The 17,684-nt window shown below is 55.5% G+C and carries 16 protein-coding genes, 8 tRNA genes and 1 pseudogene; 14 read left to right on the top strand and 11 right to left on the bottom strand.

Annotated elements, in window-relative coordinates; translation table 11 throughout:
• Positions 1 to 711: 711 nt before the first annotated feature.
• The gene (locus KGZ66_08930) at positions 712 to 1,086 is read right to left on the bottom strand and encodes a prepilin-type N-terminal cleavage/methylation domain-containing protein (protein ID MBS3985708.1); all 375 of its coding nucleotides are present in this window, start codon (positions 1,084 to 1,086) and stop codon (positions 712 to 714) included.
• A 54-nt stretch (positions 1,087 to 1,140) separates the two neighbouring features.
• Here KGZ66_08930 and KGZ66_08925 point away from each other — a divergent pair, with 54 nt between their 5' ends.
• A complete protein-coding gene (locus KGZ66_08925) occupies positions 1,141 to 2,541 on the top strand; it encodes an HD domain-containing protein (protein ID MBS3985707.1) in 1,401 nt (466 codons plus the stop codon).
• A gap of 8 nt (positions 2,542 to 2,549) precedes the next feature.
• On the opposite strand, the gene pyk is transcribed toward KGZ66_08925, so the two are convergent.
• The 4 genes from pyk to KGZ66_08905 are packed head-to-tail and all read right to left on the bottom strand — an operon-like array spanning position 2,550 to position 6,074.
• Entirely contained in the window at positions 2,550 to 4,298 is a 1,749-nt protein-coding gene (pyk, locus tag KGZ66_08920; protein ID MBS3985706.1) for a pyruvate kinase, read from the bottom strand.
• Positions 4,291 to 4,971, bottom strand: coding sequence for a membrane protein (locus KGZ66_08915; protein MBS3985705.1), 681 nt, complete (start codon positions 4,969 to 4,971; stop codon positions 4,291 to 4,293). Before KGZ66_08915 ends, pyk begins: the two co-directional genes overlap by 8 nt.
• A 15-nt stretch (positions 4,972 to 4,986) precedes the next feature.
• Positions 4,987 to 5,505, bottom strand: a complete 519-nt coding sequence (locus KGZ66_08910) for a chromate transporter (GenBank protein ID MBS3985704.1) — start codon at positions 5,503 to 5,505, stop codon at positions 4,987 to 4,989.
• Entirely contained in the window at positions 5,502 to 6,074 is a 573-nt protein-coding gene (locus tag KGZ66_08905) for a chromate transporter (GenBank protein MBS3985703.1), read from the bottom strand. Before KGZ66_08905 ends, KGZ66_08910 begins: the two co-directional genes overlap by 4 nt.
• 130 nt (positions 6,075 to 6,204) lie before the next feature.
• Between KGZ66_08905 and KGZ66_08900 the strand changes: the two genes are divergently transcribed.
• The 11 genes from KGZ66_08900 to KGZ66_08850 all read left to right on the top strand — a co-directional run bounded on the left by KGZ66_08900 (position 6,205) and on the right by KGZ66_08850 (position 11,522).
• Entirely contained in the window at positions 6,205 to 7,053 is an 849-nt protein-coding gene (locus tag KGZ66_08900) for a 3-hydroxybutyryl-CoA dehydrogenase (protein ID MBS3985702.1), read from the top strand.
• A 68-nt stretch (positions 7,054 to 7,121) separates the two neighbouring features.
• Positions 7,122 to 8,540, top strand: coding sequence for a UDP-N-acetylmuramoyl-L-alanine--D-glutamate ligase (locus tag KGZ66_08895; protein MBS3985701.1), 1,419 nt, complete (start codon positions 7,122 to 7,124; stop codon positions 8,538 to 8,540).
• A gap of 30 nt (positions 8,541 to 8,570) precedes the next feature.
• Positions 8,571 to 8,645, top strand: a tRNA-Arg gene (locus KGZ66_08890).
• 145 nt (positions 8,646 to 8,790) lie between these two features.
• Positions 8,791 to 8,866 (top strand) — tRNA-Val (locus KGZ66_08885).
• Between the two features lie 4 nt (positions 8,867 to 8,870).
• Positions 8,871 to 8,946 (top strand) — tRNA-Asp (locus KGZ66_08880).
• 11 nt (positions 8,947 to 8,957) lie between these two features.
• Positions 8,958 to 9,033 (top strand) — tRNA-Phe (locus KGZ66_08875).
• A 185-nt stretch (positions 9,034 to 9,218) separates the two neighbouring features.
• Positions 9,219 to 9,293, top strand: a tRNA-Gly gene (locus tag KGZ66_08870).
• A gap of 45 nt (positions 9,294 to 9,338) precedes the next feature.
• Positions 9,339 to 9,413 (top strand) — tRNA-Cys (locus KGZ66_08865).
• 6 nt (positions 9,414 to 9,419) lie between these two features.
• Positions 9,420 to 9,508 (top strand) — tRNA-Leu (locus KGZ66_08860).
• Positions 9,509 to 9,684: 176 nt separating this feature from the next.
• Positions 9,685 to 11,418 (top strand): hypothetical protein, encoded by a 1,734-nt coding sequence (locus KGZ66_08855; GenBank protein ID MBS3985700.1) that lies wholly within the window; start codon positions 9,685 to 9,687, stop codon positions 11,416 to 11,418.
• Between the two features lie 27 nt (positions 11,419 to 11,445).
• A tRNA-Val gene (locus KGZ66_08850) sits at positions 11,446 to 11,522 on the top strand.
• Between the two features lie 91 nt (positions 11,523 to 11,613).
• Here KGZ66_08850 and KGZ66_08845 read toward each other — a convergent pair.
• From KGZ66_08845 to KGZ66_08825, 5 genes and pseudogenes are all read right to left on the bottom strand, one after another.
• The gene (locus tag KGZ66_08845; protein ID MBS3985699.1) at positions 11,614 to 12,792 is read right to left on the bottom strand and encodes a site-specific integrase; all 1,179 of its coding nucleotides are present in this window, start codon (positions 12,790 to 12,792) and stop codon (positions 11,614 to 11,616) included.
• Positions 12,793 to 13,563: a hypothetical protein gene (locus KGZ66_08840; GenBank protein ID MBS3985698.1), complete on the bottom strand. Its 771-nt coding sequence runs from the start codon at positions 13,561 to 13,563 to the stop codon at positions 12,793 to 12,795.
• Positions 13,560 to 14,765 carry a DNA cytosine methyltransferase gene (locus KGZ66_08835; GenBank protein MBS3985697.1) on the bottom strand — a complete coding sequence of 402 codons (1,206 nt, stop codon included), beginning with the start codon at positions 14,763 to 14,765 and terminating at the stop codon, positions 13,560 to 13,562. Before KGZ66_08835 ends, KGZ66_08840 begins: the two co-directional genes overlap by 4 nt.
• A gap of 162 nt (positions 14,766 to 14,927) precedes the next feature.
• Complete coding sequence (locus KGZ66_08830) at positions 14,928 to 15,284, bottom strand: helix-turn-helix domain-containing protein (GenBank protein MBS3985696.1); 357 nt, start codon at positions 15,282 to 15,284, stop codon at positions 14,928 to 14,930.
• Between the two features lie 67 nt (positions 15,285 to 15,351).
• Positions 15,352 to 15,420: pseudogene (locus KGZ66_08825) on the bottom strand (topoisomerase DNA-binding C4 zinc finger domain-containing protein).
• 11 nt (positions 15,421 to 15,431) lie between these two features.
• On the opposite strand from KGZ66_08825, the gene KGZ66_08820 reads away from it, so the two are divergent.
• On the top strand, positions 15,432 to 15,608 hold the full coding sequence (locus KGZ66_08820) for a transposase (GenBank protein ID MBS3985695.1): 177 nt from the start codon (positions 15,432 to 15,434) through the stop codon (positions 15,606 to 15,608).
• Entirely contained in the window at positions 15,609 to 16,769 is a 1,161-nt protein-coding gene (locus tag KGZ66_08815; GenBank protein ID MBS3985694.1) for a transposase, read from the top strand.
• Here the strand turns inward: KGZ66_08815 and KGZ66_08810 are convergent.
• Positions 16,717 to 17,595 (bottom strand): helix-turn-helix domain-containing protein, encoded by an 879-nt coding sequence (locus KGZ66_08810; protein MBS3985693.1) that lies wholly within the window; start codon positions 17,593 to 17,595, stop codon positions 16,717 to 16,719. The two genes, KGZ66_08815 and KGZ66_08810, sit on opposite strands and share 53 nt — an antisense overlap.
• Positions 17,596 to 17,684: the final 89 nt, after the last annotated feature.

The raw sequence follows: 17,684 nt of genomic DNA, 5'->3' as shown, positions 1-17,684 counted from the left end.
TACGAGTTCATGCACCGAGGATATGCCGACGGAGATTAGGGCGCTCAGAAGACAACGAAACCGAGACGAATCTGCGTGCCTTGTTAGGGGAATGTAGCTGCAAAGTTCGTCAGGGCGAGTGGCGAGCCGCGCTCAACCTCTCGCGCAAAGCCGTAGCGTTGGCGGAAAAACACAACTTTTTCGAGATGCAGGCCGAAGCGCTAATCGCCGCGATGGCTTGTAGCGTGTGCATGGGTGAATATGAAAAAGCTAAACAGATGCTAGCACAAGTCTCTTCTCTTGCAGGATTGCCCATTAGCACTAAATGCAAGGCCTATCGCGAAATGCTGCTGGTCACGAAGGAAGTGCTTCCGCTAGAGGACACTGCGTGTCTTGAGTCCACGCTAGGCGACCTGTTACAGTCAGATGGTGCCCGCCTGGAGACATGGGATGTACTCAAAAGCCAATGGGCGCTAGAGAAGTGCCGCCTCCTGCGCGACCCCCAAGCTGCTCTGGCACAGGTAGAATCGTTTGCTAGGGAATTTTGTAATCTTGAACGCCTTAAGGATGCCTCTGATGTATTGGCCTTCGGTGCGGAACTTCTTCAGAATACAGGTGCCACGCGCGATGCATATTCCCTCCTAGGCAGGGCGTACGCTCTGCTGCAGGGCAACAAAACGCCAAGGGCTAAAAACCCTTGGCGTTCCTACTTGTTATCGCGCCATAATCCCCTTACGGGTGATAAGGGCATACTACGAGGTGATGCGCGTCATAATGGTACTCCGCGCCGGTGGCGGGGCAGCGTGGGATGCGGTCGAGAAAGCGCGGAAACAAGTCAGCCGGTGTCGCGGGGTAATGCCCGTACACAATGGCAAAGTACTCGGTTGCATTCTGCACAATGTTCTGGTTAAATCTACATGCGGCCGCTTCCCACGCCGCTCGCTCCATCAGGCCGGCGCCCACGTCGCCGGTACCCGCAGCCGCGGGCAGTATACGCAGCACCACGAGGGCCGAAATGACGGCGATTATGCTGACTACGATTAACAGCTCAACTAGCGTATAGCCTTTAGCGCATGACTTAATGGCAGACCCTCCCTGTGACTTCACTTAGCAAGAGTCTGTCCAGATTGCAGTAACTTTAGACCGGAATGGGGTGTTCCTGTGATTGAAGAGCTACGGCAGCTTGTCCGCCGGCAGGACATTTACGTCGTCGGCGGGGCAGTGCGCGACCTCTGCTTAGGGCGCGCGCAAATAAGCCCCGATATCGACCTGTTGCTACCTGCCCACGACTTTCAGGGTCTGCTAGCCGAGGTTGCAGAAGTCTTCGGTTGTTCGCCCTTTCCGCTGAGCGGAGAACGAGGCTTTTTCAGGTTTGTCGTTGGGGAGGAAACTTGCGACCTTTCGCCCCTTACCGGCGAGCTTACGGCGAACCTAGCCCAGCGCGACTTTACCGTAAACTCCATGGCCCTTTCGCTTGACGACTACCTCGAGCGTCGCCTAAACAAAATACATGACCCCCACGGCGGCAGAGCGCATCTTAAGCAGAAGCTGTTATGCACTACACACCCGCTGGCCCTGCAAAACGACGCTGTGCGTATCCTGCGGGCGGCGCGCTTGATGGCCGAATACGATTTTTCGCCTGGCGCTCTCCTCTCACAACAAGCGGTAGAGGCAAGTCACTTGTTAACGGAGTGTGCGGGGGAGCGCATCTGGCCCGAGTTAGCGCGCGTACTTAATGCCCCTTCCGCCCCGCAGGTGCTAGATTGGCTAGATGTCTGCCGCGTGTGGGACACGCTCTTACCGGAGCTCACCCGCGAAAAGGGCGTTACACAGAACCGTTACCATAGCCACTGCGTGTACGAGCATTCCCGGCAGGTGTTTCGGTTCTACGTGCAAATCTGGCACTCGCCGGATTTCCTCCCCCCAAAGCTCACTCCTGCAGTACAAGCCGAGCTCTCCAAGCTCGATTTGCACCAACAGGCTGTATGTAAGCTAGGTGCACTTCTGCATGACATGGGAAAGCCGTCGACGCGCGCTGTGCGCGAGGACGGCAGGGTTACGTTTTATCGCCACGAACAGGTGGGGCAGGAGATGGTTTCTGCTGTTTCGCGGCGGCTTAAGTTGTCGCAAGCCGAACACAAGGCCTTGTCTCGCTTTGTGCGTTGGCATATGTACTTAGGACAGCTCGCGCGGCTGCCGCGCCTCCATAACGGGCATATCTATCGCATAGCCCGGCGCTACGGCGAGCAGAGCGTGCCGCTGGCGCTGTTTGCGCTGGCAGATTTCCGGGGGAAAGGCGGCGAAGCGCAAACAGAAGAAGACTATAGCCAAATCGTGCGCACGACCGAGGCCTTTTTGGAGGCTTGGTTGTTTAAGAAAGCGGAGATTATAAGCCCGCCGCTCCCTATTACGGCGCCCGAGCTAATGCAGGAGCTTAAACTGCCGCCCGGCAAGTGGCTAGGTGAAACGCTCGACCACCTCAGCGAGCAGGCCGCCATGGGTAAACTTGTCAGTCGCGAACAGGCGGTGTCGCTAGCGCGCGAGTTCTGCAAGCAGAGGTAGAGCAAGCGTCATTTTACCTGTGCGTGTCCTTTGTAGATAAGGCCGCGGCTGCCGTCAAGTGTGACGACTTGCCCGTCTTTTAGAATCTCTGTCGCGCCGGTGACGCCGATGATGGTAGATTTGTTTAAATTGAGCCCGACAATAGCCGCGTGTGAAGTTAAGCCGCCTTCTTCTGCGACAATGCCTGACGCTTTAGGCAGTACATCCATGAACTCGCGGTCGGTTGCTGTGGTAACGAGGATATCCCCCTCCTTTAGCTTGGCTGTCGCCTCTGTTGCATTCTTAGCTACGCAGACTTTGCCTTCGGCGTTCTGCGCGCCAATCCCGGTGCCGCGGGCCAAAACATCCCCGACGACATGGACTTTAATTAAATTCGTCGTGCCCGGTACGCCCACGGGAACGCCGGCGGTAATAACTACTAAATCGCCATTTTTAATTAGGCTAGCCTGCAGAGAACGCTTGACTGCCTCGTCCATCATTTCGTCTGTGGTGGCGATGGTCTCACCTAAAACCGGGTACACTCCCCAGAGAAGATTTAAGCGCCGCGCCGTTACCTCTTTGGTGGTGACCGCAATAATCGGGGCCTTGGGTCGGTACTTGGCCACCATTCTCGCCGTCCAACCGGACTGCGTAGAGGTGATAATGGCCGCTGCCTCTAGTTGAGACGCGGCTTGCACCGTGGCGTGACTGATGGCGTCGGTGACTGTTGCTACAGCTTGGTAGCCATTGCTTTGCTCCGGCTTATAGGCGAGCGCTTGTTCAGTACGTGTAGCGATGCGTGCCATAGTCATGACCGATTCTAAGGGGTATTTGCCGCTGGCAGTCTCGCCTGAGAGCATAATGGCGTCGGTGCCGTCAAAGACAGCGTTAGCGACGTCGCTCGCCTCGGCCCGCGTGGGGCGCGGGTTGCGAATCATGGAGTCCAGCATTTGCGTAGCCGTGATGACGGGCTTGCCGGCGGCGTTGCCTTTGTGAATCATTTGCTTTTGAATGAGGGGGACTTCCTCCGCAGGAAACTCCACGCCCATATCGCCTCGCGCCACCATTAACCCATCCGCGACCTTTAGGATGGCGTCTAGGTTGTCTACGCCTTCTTTGTTTTCGATTTTAGCGATAATGGGAATGCTGCCGCCGCATGACTCCAAGAACTTGCGTACAGCCAAAACGTCGGTCGGAGTGCGCATAAATGAAGCCGCGATTAGGTCTACTCCGTTTGTGACGCCAAAGCGCAGGTCTGCTTCATCCTGTGGTGAAAGCGCCGGCAAATTGATGCGCTTGCCGGGGACATTGAGCCCCTTGCGGTTGCTTAGCGGGCCGCCCACAACCACGCGGCAGCGCACGTCGCTTTCGGTAACACTCTCGACTTTAAGCTCTAGCAAGCCGTCATCGAGCAGCAGGCGGTCTCCCGGGCGCACGTCTTTTGGTAGCCCGGGGTAAGTAACGCTCACTTGCTCGCTAGCCCCGGCGACAGGCTTAGTGGTCAGCGTAAACAAGTCCCCCGCCGCGAGCGTGATAGGTCCGTCAGCGAACGTGCCGATGCGGATTTCCGGCCCCTTCGTGTCGAGCATAATCGCGACGTGCTTACCTTCAAGCCTTGCGGCTTCGCGGATGGCCCCGAGCCTTACTAAATGCTCTTCATGTGTGCCGTGCGAGAAGTTAAGCCGTGCTACGTCCATGCCGGCGCGAATTAGGCTCCGTAACATTTCTGTGCCTGAGCTAGCGGGCCCGATAGTGCAGACGATTTTGGTCTTACGCATTTGCAGACTTCCTTTCACTTGTTTTTGGGACAGGCACATCGATGACCGTGCCGGCAAGCTCGCTGTGGGCAGTTAGTACCCTAAAGAGCTCAAAACACAGTTCTACCGCAGGGCCAAGGCTGACAGAGAGCAACACTGTGCCTACGCCTACCGGTCCGCCCAGTAGCCAGCCTAAAGCCAAAACAGTCAGTTCCATACCGGTGCGTATGGCGCGGACCGGCCACGTTGTGCGCCTGATGAGGGCTAACATCAGGCTGTCGCGCGGTCCCGCTCCGAGGCCCGCGCTCATATACATGGCTCCGCCAAAACCCATCAGCAGCGTAGCCGCGATGAGGTAGAACAAGCCTTGTGTAACAGAGAACGCCGGCGGAATGAGCCGTAACGCGACCGACGCATCGAAAAACCAGCCGATAAGCAGCATGTTGAGGACGGTGCCGACAGCGGGTTTGATGCCGAGAAAGTAGCTTGCCGCGATAATACCTAGGCCAACCGCTTGGCTGACTTGCCCCTGTGTCAGCCCGGTGTGCGCTGCAATCCCTAAGTGAAAGACAGTCCATGCGCCTACGCCGAGGTTAGCTTTGATGGACACGTCAATCGCTATCCCGATGACCATAAAGGCTACGCTTAGGCAAAGCAGGCGCAGGGCGAGTACGGAGCGCGGGGTTAGTTTCATGCTGTGGCTTCCTCCTTAGAAGATGAACACTCCGACGACGCCCGAGAGCACCAGCAGTAAGATAGGGTTAAGGCGAGTCTTGTGCATAAGCACCAGCACGGCTATGGCTAGCACAGCGCTACGAGCGTCCTTAATGGTCAGGAAGCCGATGTTCACGGCGGCCATTAAGATAAGCACTACGACAATCGGCCGCACCATGGCGAAAGCGGCCTTTAGCGCCGGCGCGCCCTGATATTTGACGTAAAGGTATGAAAGCGCCAGAATTACGAGCAAAGAAGGCAAAACGACGCCGAAGGTGGCCATAATAGAGCCCAAAATGCCGGCGACGCGGTAACCTACAAACGTAGCCGAGTTAATGGCCACTGGGCCGGGTGTAATCTCCGCAACAGCTAAAATGTCGAGAAACTCGCTTGGGGTAAGCCAGGCCTGGCGCTGCACAATCTCGCGCTCAATCAGCGGAATCATGGCGTACCCGCCGCCGTAGCTAAAGAAACCGACAGTAAAGAAGCTGACCAGAAGCTGAATAAGAATCATGATTTATCCGTCCTAGCTTTGCGCTTGGCTGCGAGAAAGCGGCCGAGGCCGACGAGTGCGGCAGAGAGGATTAGCACCGCAGGGTGGGGGTTTAGGGCCAAGCTTACAATTAGAGCGAGACCGGCCAATGCGAGGCTGGCCCGGTCGAGCAACGCTTTCTTGCCCACACTCAATGCCGCGGCGAGAATAAGCGCAACCACCGCCGGGCGAACGCCCATAAAGAAACTACTTAGGATAGGGGACTGGCCATATTCCGGCAACAAAGCAGCAATAAGGAGAATGATCAAGAACGAAGGGGCAACAACGCCGGCAGTTGCAGATAACACTCCTCCCGCACCGAGCAGTTTGTAGCCGGTCAGGATAGCCGTATTAATCGCTATCGCGCCGGGCCCCGATTGCGCTACGGCCAGCACATCGACGAACTCCTCATGGTTTAGCCACTGCCTGTTTTCTACGATTTCGCGCTGAATAACCGGCAACATGGCAATCCCACCACCAAAAGTAAAGGCGCCTACCTTAGCGAAACTTAAGAATAGGGTGATATGGCGCAGGTCACCAAGCTTGTCCAAAAGTATCACTCTCCCACACAAGCCATTATAACACGCGCAGGAAAAATATACGGGCCTCCTGTAGTGTAAAAGGATAAAGACATTGCTGCGACGAAAGCATAGCAGGATGAGAAAAGGGGGAAGATGAAGGATGGAGATTAAGACTATTATGGTGGTAGGCGCAGGACAGATGGGCAGCGGTATTGCCCAAGTGGCCGCCGAAGCCAAGTACAATGTGCTGCTTTGCGACTTAGAGGCCACCTACCTAGGACGCGCCGTGCAAAGCATTGACCGCGCGCTCAGTAAAGCCGTCGAGAAAGGGAAAATCTCTGCCGAACTGCGCGCAGAAATCCTTGCCCGCATCGCGACGACTACGGAACTAGACCGCGCCGTCGAAGCAGAGCTTGTGATTGAGGCCGTCACCGAAAACGTAGATGTCAAGAAAGGAATCTTCCTGCAGCTTGACAAGGTTTGCGCGGCAAGCACGATTCTCGCCAGTAATACGTCGAGTATCCCCTTAACGCAAATTGCGTCCTTTACTAAGCGGCCCGACAGGGTAGTAGGCATGCACTTTATGAATCCTGTGCCGCTGATGCAGCTAGTGGAGGTTATTCGCGCGCAAGGCACAAGTGACGAAACCTTTAGCGCCGCGCTGTCAGTAGTTACCCGTATGGGAAAGACGGGCGTCGAGGTTAACGATTACCCCGGCTTCGTCATAAATAGAGTGCTTGTCCCTATGCTTAACGAGGCGGCTTTCTGCCTGCAGGAGGGCGTTGCTTCCGCAGAAGCTATCGATACCGTGATGAAACTTGGCGCCAATCATCCGCTCGGGCCACTGGCCTTAGCAGACCTGATTGGCCTAGATGTCTGCCTCTCTATAATGGAAATCCTGCACGCGGGCCTTGGCGATAAATACCGGCCGGCGCCTATGCTGCGGCGCCTAGTACAGGCCGGTCACCTAGGGCGCAAGACCGGCAAGGGATTCCATACCTACCGGTGATCGCCCGCGGTTGCCATGTCGTAGGGATGTGCCTTGGCACGTCTGCAAGCCTGATAAGGAGCTGAGTCATGTCTACAGCAGTTAGTCGGCTTAAAGGTAAGAAAGCCGCCGTCTTGGGCCTCGGCCTAAGAAGTGGCGTGCCCTTGGTGCGCTTTTTGTGCCGGCATGGCGCCCAAGTTACGGCGTTAGACAGACGGCAGGCGCACGAAATGCCGGACGTCGTCGCCTTACTTGACGGACTAGATGTTAGGCTTACACTTGGCGCGGACTATCTTGCCCACCTCACAGGGTTTGACTATATTTTTAAGACCCCGATAATGCGCCCGGATTTACCTGAGCTTGTAGCGGCGGTAGCAGAAGGGGCGGTGCTGACAAGCGAAATCGAGCTTTTTTGTGAGTTGTGCCCTGCCCCGATTACCGCGGTGACCGGAAGTGACGGTAAGACTACCACTACCTCGCTGATTGCTGCGGTGCTACGGGAAGCCGGTTTCAACATGTTTTTGGGGGGCAATATTGGGAACTCGCTTATCGAGCAGGTTGAAACAATCGAACGCAATGACAAGGTAGTCTTAGAACTATCGAGCTTTCAGCTTATGCCGATGCGGCAGAGCCCACATGTCGCCGTAATCACAAACATTTCTCCTAATCACCTAGACGTGCACAAGAGCTACGAGGAGTATATCGCCGCTAAGGCCAATATTTGGCGCTTTCAGCAGCCTGACGATTGGGTCATACTAAATTACGACGATGCGCTTACGCGCGGCATGGCACAGTCAGCCCGCGGCCGTGCGGTCTTCTTTAGTCGCTCACATGAGCTCACGGAAGGCGTGTACTGGCATAACGGCCGCTTGCTGGCGCGCTGGCAAGGGAACGAGGGACAGATCTGCACGGCGGCCGACCTTAAGCTATGCGGCGCACACAACCAAGAGAATGTCGCGGCTGCGGCCGCCGCTTGCCTAGTACAAGGTGTTTCGCTTGCGGTAATAGGGAGAGCAGTGACAGACTTTGCGGGCGTCGAACACCGCTTGGAGCTAGTGCGCGAGTTAAACGGCGTAAAGTACTACAACGACTCTATCGCATCTAGCCCCACGCGCACCATCGCCGGTATTCGGGCAATTGGGGGAGACATCGTGCTAATCGCTGGCGGCTCTGACAAGCAGGTGCCTTTTGACGACCTGGCCAGCGTGATAGTAGAACGCGTGCGCGCCGTAGCGCTTATCGGCAAAACCGCGCAAAAAATTTCCCAGGCAATTTTCTTGGCCGAACAACAGAGCGGCAAACACGTGCAGCAGGCTATTCTACCTTCGCTTGCCGCCGCAGTAGAGTGGTGCCAGGCACAGGCCGTGCCCGGCACAAACATCATGCTCTCGCCAGCCTGCGCGAGCTTCGATATGTTTCGCGACTTTGAAGACCGCGGCCGCCAATTTAAGGCAATCGTTAACGAAGCAAAAGGGACGGAGCTTTTTGCTTCACTTGCATTACACTAAGCAAACGTATATACTGTCTTAGTGATAAATGCGCCCGTAGCTCAGTGGATAGAGCGCCGGACTCCGGATCCGGGTGCGGAGGTTCGATTCCTCTCGGGCGTGCCATTTCAAATCACAAATCACAAATCACAAATCACAAGCCGCCAGCCGCCAGCCTCCAGGCTCCAGCGACGAGCCACAGGTGACAAGCGACAAACATTCATTTTTTGCTTGACGCGAGCTAAACAAGTAAGTATACTACTAAATGCACGGGAGCATAGCTCAGCTGGGAGAGCACCTGCCTTACAAGCAGGGGGTCATAGGTTCGAGCCCTATTGCTCCCACCATTTTGGAGTCGTAGTGTAGCGGTTAACATGCCGGCCTGTCACGCCGGAGATCGCGGGTTCGATTCCCGTCGACTCCGCCACTTCACAAAGTGCCGCGGTAGCTCAGTCGGTAGAGCAGAGGACTGAAAATCCTCGTGTCGCCAGTTCGATTCTGGCCTGCGGCACCAGCCTTTTGAGCTGTGAGCTTTGAGCTGTGAGCTTTGAGACGAAGGGCACTCAGCACTCAGCAATCAGCTTGAGGCACTAGGCACTGAGCACTAGGCACTGGGCACATCCCTCTACTAGGAGCCAGCATCTAGCAGCCCCTCTTGCACTCCGTAAACACGTGTGCTAATATCCTGACGTGACGCATGCGGAAGTAGCTCAGCGGTAGAGCATCGCCTTGCCAAGGCGAGGGTCGCGAGTTCGAATCTCGTCTTCCGCTCCATAGTTTACACGCCCAGCTACACACGTAAGTTGGGTTTTTGTTTCCGGCGGCGTAGCCAAGTGGTAAGGCAGAGGTCTGCAAAACCTCTATTCCCCAGTTCGAGTCTGGGCGCCGCCTCCAATTTTTGCCGAAGTGGCGAAACAGGCAGACGCAAGGGACTTAAAATCCCTCGCTCCGTGAGGGGCGTGCCGGTTCGATTCCGGCCTTCGGCACCATACTCCCAAGTAAAAGAACCGAAACAAAAGGGACGGTTCTTTTTGTTTTCGCGTGTCGAGGCGTGTCCTTGAGGGAACGGAGGATTGCGACATTGACCCAACGGCAGGAATTCGACTGCGGCAAGCAGAAATTAGAATAAGACAAGGCCACATCTTGCCGCGAGAGGGGAGTATGTATGGGGAACACAGCACTAAAGTTTGACAGCTATCTACGTTATCAGGAACTTACTGCTGCGCTACACAACTTACAGGCGCAGTACTCCGACTTTGTCACTTTGACGTCTGTGGGTAAGAGCTACGAGGGACGCGACATTTGGGCTGTGACTATCACGAACCCTCGCACGGGCGCGCCGCTAGAGAAGCCCGGCATGTACATCGACGGCAATATTCACGCCGGAGAAGTCACCGGTTCCATGGCCGCGCTGCACTTAATTGACTATCTGCTTTCGCGCTACGGGACAGATGCTGTGGTCACGAAGCTGTTGGACTCACGCACATTTTACGTTTTGCCGCGCATTAACCCAGATGGCGCCGAGCTCTATCTGGCTACACCGGCTCAGCTGCGCAGCAGCGTCCGTCCCTTCCCGGATTTTCGCAAGTACGAAGACCCACCTGGGTTGCACGCCGAGGATTTTGACGGCAATGGCCTGATTCTAACTATGCGCATTCGCGACGATGCCCGCGGTGCATGGAAGGTAGACCCGGAAGACTCGCGTCTGATGACGGAGCGCTCGCCGCTAGACATGGTAGGGCCGTTTTATCATCTGTATACCGAAGGCGTGCTTAAGGACGCCAAGGGCGAATGGGTGGAGGAAGTGCTGCCGCCCTTTGCGCATGTGGCCACCAAGTACGGTCTTGACCTTAACCGCAACTTCCCCTCTGGGTTTAACATTCAAACAACCGGTGCCGGCCCTTATCCGCTCTCCGAACCCGAAACGAGGTGTCAGGTGGAGTTTATCAGCCAGCGCCCCAATATAGCTGGGGTGTTGCTCTACCATACCACCGGAGGGCTGCTGTTTAGGCCGCACAGCACCATTCCCGATAAAGACTTTGCGGAGGAAGACATTGCCCTTTATCAGGCTGTAGGCAAGCTCGGCGAAAACGCCACCGGGTATCCTGTCATTTGCTGTTACGGCGACGATTCCTCAGGCGTGCTTGACGATTGGTGCTTTGACCAGCTTGGCCTGCTCGCTTTTACTCCCGAGCTTTGGGACGCCGTAGGTCGCGCCGCTCCCGAGATGAAAGCAGATTTTCTCAAGGCCCCGGAAAAAATCGACCGTCGCAAGCTCGAGCTCAAGCTGCTGCAGTGGAACGACCGCGAGCTTACAGGCGAGGGCTTTGTGCCGTGGCAAAAGGTCGCGCATCCGCAGTTTGGCGAAGTCGAGGTGGGCGGATGGAAAGTGAAGGAGTACCGCCAGAATCCACCTCGCCACCTCCTCCACGCTGAGTGTCACAGGATGACTGCGTTTGCCCTGAGCTACGCCCTAGCCCTACCAGAAGTGCACATTGACGAAGTTACGGTTAAGCCCCTTGGCGAAAATCTATACAGCGTGCATGCGGTGGTGTCAAACCACGGGTTCCTGTCGACGAACATAACAAAGCAAGCTATAAAACAAAAGGCGGTAAGGCCAGACCTGGTACGGCTGGATTTACCTAAAGGCATGGAGCTCGTCAACTGCGAACATCAGTATGAAGTAGGCCACCTTGAGGGGTATTCAGCAGGGCAGAAAGCTTGGTTCTACTACGTGTTTCCGCCGCAGCGAGGCACGGTGCGCGTAAAGTGGAATATCCGCGTCAAAGACGAAGTGCCAGCCACAGAACTTACGGTATGGCTGCTGTCGCAGCGCGGCGGCACGCAGCGAGTGAGTGTGGCGATAGGCCGGGCAGATCAACAGGTTGACACTGTCTAGCTACGCCTGTATAATGAAAGTCGCCGCGGGGGCATAGCTCAGTTGGGATGAGCGCTACCTTGACACGGTAGAGGTCACAGGTTCGAACCCTGTTGCTCCCACCATAAGAACTAGGAACGCCAAGGGTTTTAAGCCCTTGGCGGTTTGGTTTTTTGAAGCATTTTGCCCTCAAATCGCAAAAGTTCTACCAATCTTCTACCGCGAGGTTTTATTTTTGTCCGGGAGCACCGCTTGGTCGGCCAAATTAGCGGCCTCGGCCTGCAGGCCAGGGAGCACGTGAGAGTAGATGTCTAAGGTTACCCCTACCCTTGAGTGTCCCAATCTCTCCGACACAACTTTGGGATGCACTCCGTGTTTGAGCATGATGGTGGCGTGGGTGTGGCGTAAGGCATGAAAAGGTATTTTGGGCACACCGGCTCTCTCACAAGCCGAATAGAAGTGCCGCAGGAGATTTCGGGGGAGCAATGGAGTGCCGCGCTCGGATGTGAACACCAAGACACCTCCGTCCCCACGAGACCGCATAGCCGATTCCTCACAACACTTGTCTCTGTGATCTTTAAGTATCTCCAGAACACCTTCTGAGATTACTATGGCCCGCCTCCCCGAGCTGGTCTTCGTATTCGTGACGATCGGGCCGTCGGGAGTGGCTACCAGTGACTGTACGATGTGTATGGCGCCTGTTTCCCAGTCTATGTCTTGCCAACGGAGGCCTAATATTTCGCCGCGCCGCATGCCTGTGGCGATCGCCAACACATATAGTGGGTGCAGTCTATGCCCTGATATGGAGCTAAGGAATGTCTGGGCATGGTCTACAGTCCATGTTTGCTGACGTCTTTCCAATACTTTAGGCGGGGAAATTGATTGGGCAACATTCTTAGCAACTATCTCCCACGTAACCGCTGCCTCAAGGGCGGCGCTGCTTACCTTATGCATGTCGTTTATCGTGGCTGGTGAGAGGCCCCCATCTTTCTTATCTGCGCGCCCACCCTCGAGTTTTTTACTGTAAAACTGCTGCAGATGAAATGCTTTGAGCTTGGTTACCTGTATCGCGCCAAGCTCGGGTTTTATGTGTTTGCTGATATGCGAGGCGTAGATGGCATAAGTCGTTTTCGCCAGATTCTGCTTGCCGTGGATATCCAGCCAACGATCCAGTAACTCGCCGAAGGTCATATCGTTTGGCGCGATATAGGTGCCCTGCTGCAAGTCGTGGGACAGCTTGATAAGTAGCTCCTGGGCCTGTTTCTTAGTAGCGGGTTTCTTGAGCCCAAGTTCCTTGCGCGGAGACCTCCATTTCCTGTCCCTCTCGCCGTCTTCGGTCTTCATCTCGAGAACGACATACCAACCCTTTCCCTTCTTCACAACAATACCGCGCACCTAATCACCTCGCTGTTTAGGGTTTGCCCCGACGCTCTTGATCGGCGTGAAAAGGAGCGTTTGTTTACCGCTATTGTATTGGACGAGCTTCTCCCAATCGATACTGCCGTCTTCAGCACAGAAGTCTTGGGTAAAGTCGCGAGTAAATCGGTTCACGGCGGCATCCCAAGCTTCGCGATAGGTGGGCAGGTGTTCTTGGGGCTTGTTCTTCATCAGGCGCACAATTTTGAGGTAAAAATCCGGGTCGCCGGTGATCTCTTCCCAGAAGGCTTGCCCGGCCAATTCTCTAAACGCTGCGGTGCTAGTCTTTTTTTGCTGTTTATTCCCGTAGCCGTAGCCGACGATTGGGTCGAACATCTTCTGTAGCTTCTTTAGACGGTTACCTACGGCTTTGAAGTCGTCGGCCTGACGCCTCTTGCTTTGGGAGTTAAAGACGCTTGGGCCGCTTTTAACGGCAATGGCCTTGTACGTTGTTTCAGTTTCAATGGCGACGTCTACTCCCTCGGAAGGAGACACGGTACCCCCGGATACAAACTTTGCAAGCGGTTCAAAGAACGCATCGCCGAATATGCCTTCGTCGCTGCTGGACATATAGGCCATCAGCAACCCCTCAACGATCTCTGATGCCTTTTGAACGCCAATAGCACGGTATAGATACGGGTTCTTGCGTTTGAGCGCATCCCCTAGCCTGAGTGTCTTTACCTTTTGGATCCGGCGTGAGTAAAAATCGTCCAGCAACTCTCCGATTTTCGCTTCGAGATCGTTAATCACTTCGCCGCACCACTCTTTCCGCCGGCCACCCGCTCAACCGATATCTGTTGGGCTTGGTGAAGGCTCTGGTGAACAGATGTCCCACGTAGCCGACGGGTTCTGATTTCAGCGCTGTTGGTTGCCACGGCTATAAGCATTTGGCCGATGGCCTTGCCAAGCCCGATGGGGACTGCGTTGCCAATTTGTCTATAGCAGTCGGCTATGTTCCCTTCAATCCGCCAGTCGTCGGGGAATTGCTGAATCCGGGCGTATTCCCGTACAGACAAGGGCCGGTCTTGCGTCGGGTGGCAGAGCATTGTTGCTTTCTGTACGGGGCTAGTTACAAGTGTGGGGGAGGGCTGATTATAGTCCAATCGGCGATAAAACCCTACTTTTCCCCCGGCGCTCTCAAATGCTCCTCCCATGGCAATGGGAATCAAGTCGTTGGGCAGGTTGCGCCAGTTCCCTCCCATCGGGATCATGCGCAGGAGATTAATGCGGTCAACCGAAAAGCGGGCGCAGGGGCCCGGGGAGCTTTCTAGGTCTTCGATTGCGGACTTAAGCGTAGTCCATCTGTGTGCCGGGTCCTGATGAATCTGGAAGTGGGTCGGCTTCGGCAGGAAAATATTCTCGTTATCTCTTGAGCCAATGATAATTAGGCGCTCTCTGAACTGCGGCACGCCGTAATGAGCTGCATCAAGAATGCCGTAAACTGTTTTGTACCCTAGGTCGTTAAACATCTGCCTGATGATCTCAAAAGCAGAACCGGGTGTCTCTTCGGGCACTAAAGGTTCGTCCTTCCTGTCTTTCAGAGGCCTATGTTTGAGTGGAACGGACAAAAGCCCTTTGACGTTTTCCATGACAAAGAAGCGCGGGTGCATTGCCCGGATTGCTTGAATGAACTCCATGAACAGGCTGCCGCGGGGGTCATTAGTGCCTAGGCGGTTCCCTGCTGTGCTGAATGGCTGGCAGGGAGGGCCACCGACGACCGCAAAAACCTCTCCTGTCTGAAGCCCAGCTGGCTCCAGCAAAAAGCGGCATTCCGGGTCGTCTCCCAGAAGCTTGCGAATATCTCCTAATATACTCTTGTGATTGTTCGCGTCCGCCGTCTTCACGCACCACGGGTCAATATCTTGGGAAACTCTAATGTCCAAGCCCGCTTCCCGAAGTCCCAAGTCTAACCCCATGGCCCCGCTAAACAGCGAAATAGTTGGGTAGGACATATTCGTCTCTCCTCTCCCACAAAACAAATCGACGCCCTTGACATTCGCGACAGCTGGTATACAATTCAATTATATACGATATATCGCAGAGCGTGAGTATACTCGCGCTGCACCGGGGATCGTACTAATACGGTCGGATCAAGGGGGCTGCTGAAGCCCTCTTTATCTTTTTGTTGTTATCACGAGGCTGACCCCTCGCTCCCTTGCTTCCTGATAGTTCTTCCCAAGGTTTGTCCAGAGGCTTGCCGGCACGCCAGTCGCCCTTTCCAATGCTCTTGCCATCTCGGGAGAGAGTGGAGCATTGCCCTTAGCCAATAGGTTAATGTGCGTAGGCGTTGTGCCGGTTCGTCTTGCCAGTTCCAGCTGCGTCATCCCTAAGTGCTCTAGCGTCTCAAGCAGCGTTTCACTCGGAGGAAACACTACGTCCTGATCGAGTTGAGGAAAATCCCTAACCATGGCAACCCACCCCCTCTTGATTGCTACCTTCGCAAACTCATTATATCTTTCGTAAAACAACATAGCTAGGTGCCTCAGTTGCTCGCACCCTCGCCCCCGAGGGGCACCTAAACATCACTCTTTAGTTTAGTTAGCGGGCCCTCGTGTATTCGCAATTGGGGAAGGCGGAACAGCCGTAGAACGGCCCCCGTCGCCCCGTGCATTCTACATGTGTTTATTGATTGCCCGCCAACGCTTGCCCCACAACAAATAGCCAATCAACTCAAGGGATACACCTCCCGAATCTTGCGCGCCGAGTTGTGGAGTCGGTCGTACTACCTCGGTAGCGCCGGAAACGTCTCGTCCGAAACCATTCAACGCTACATCGAGCAGCAAAGGAGGAGCTAGATGAATCTCGTCGCTCAAGTAAAGCTCTTGCCTACACCCGAACAGGCCGAAGCCCTGCGCCGCACGCTTGAGACGGCGAATGCCGCCTGTAACTTTATTGGTCAGGTGGCATGGGACACGCAAACCTTTAGGCAGTTTGCGCTCCATCGCCTAACCTACCGCGAAGTGCGGGCCACCTTCGGCCTATCCGCTCAACTCGCTGTTCGCTGCATAGCTAAGGTCACCGCCGCCTACAAAAAAGACAAAAAGGCGAAGCGTTCGTTTCGGCCACACGGGGCAGTAGCTTACGACGATCGCATCCTTTCCTTCGCGCTAGAAGATTCGCGGGTGTCGATTTGGACACTGGAAGGAAGGCAGGCCATCCCATTTGTCTGTGGCCCACACCAGCGAACCCTGCTTGCCCAACGACAGGGAGAATCCGACGTGCTGCGCGTTAAGGGGGAGTGGTATCTCCTCGTTAACTGCCGGGTTGAAACACCAATCCCGGTCCCCCGCGACAGCGCCCTGGGCGTCGACTTAGGAGTCACCAACATTGCTGCCGACAGCGACGGGGAGATCTACTCCGGCAAGGCCATCAAGAACGTGCGGTGCCGACATCGCCGCCTGCGCAAAAAGCTCCAGAAGCTCGGAACACTAGGTAGTCGCCGCCGACTCCGCAAACTGTCAGGACAAGAACGGCGATTTGCCAAACACGTCAACCACTGCCTCTCGAAACGGATTGTTGCGAAGGCCGAATGCACGAAGCGGGCGATTGCGTTGGAAGATCTAACACACATCCGCACGCGGACGAAGGCTCGACGGTCTCAGCGCGCAACACTCCATTCGTGGGCTTTCGCCCAACTGCGGAGCTTTCTAACGTACAAAGCCTGCCTGCGGGGAGTTGCCGTGCATTTGGTTGACCCCCGTAACACCTCCCGCACCTGTCCCGCTTGCGGGCATTGCGGCAAAGAGAACCGCAAAACCCAATCCCTATTCGTCTGCACATCGTGCGGGCTCGCTGGCCCCGCGGATGTAATCGCTGCCGTCAACATTGGCGGCAGGGCCGCTGTAAACCGGCCGCACTGCTCGGAGGCGGAGCCGTCTGCCGCGCCAGAGCAAAGCCGTCGCCTTAAGGCGTACGGTAGTTTACGTGCTTACCAATCTGCCCAAACGCCGAGATAATGTTAGCGACTTTCTCGCCGTCCAGCCCGTGCTGTTGCGCTATCTCTACCGCCAGCTCCCACTTCTTATCTGCCACGCCCTTGTACATGAGATGGGCGAGATAATCGTTTAAGACGGGCGGGTTCTTTGAAAGGCTCACCAGCTGGCCGATAATCCTATGCCTGTCTGTGATCGGTATGTCTTTATACTCCGGATTCGCCGCCTTCAGCACTGCGTGGCTGTTGGCTTTCACGTAGAACTTGAGGGTAGCCTCCCATGTGTCCTCCTCCACCGCGGCGACCACAGCGCCATGAGTAGGGGAGGTTACTTGTTTTAGGATGGCGATGTCGCCATCCGCGATCCCCGCCCATGACATAGAGTCTCCCGAGACGCGCAGGGCAAAGTCTGCCTTGATGTCCTTGGGCACTTCTATCTCGCCTTCAAAGTTTGCTTCGGACATCAGGGGGATGCCGGCCTTAATACGACCGAGGATGGGCACGGCTACGCCACGTCGCAGAGTGTCGCCGAGAGACGCCCCTGGCTGGATGCTCCGTTCAATGGGGCGCGCCGCGGTGCTCTCATCAAGATATCCTACGCAGGACTCCTTGACATTGGTGGGGAGAGGCGGAGGCTCGGTGGGGCAATCCGTGCGCCCTAAAAGGTAATCTGTCGAGACTCTGAAGAACTTCGCAAGGCGCAGCAGGGTGTCGACGTCGGGACGCCTGCTGTCACTTTCGTAAAGGGAAATAGTGCTGTTCCCGACTCCCAACACCTTTCCCAGCTCGTCCTGAGTTTTTTCTCTAGCTTGTCGTAGATCCCTAATCCGGGCACCGATTGAGTGAGCCATTACAGGCACCTCCTATTAGTGGAAGTCTATCACGAATCGTAAAACATAAAAATACTCTTTACGAAAAAACAAAAAGGGTATTGACATTG

This window comes from Selenomonadales bacterium (assembly GCA_018335585.1).
Lineage (GTDB): Bacteria > Bacillota > UBA994 > UBA994 > UBA994 > UBA994.
Note: the sequence above shows the minus strand (reverse complement) of the source record. Positions and strands in the feature narration are given on the sequence as shown.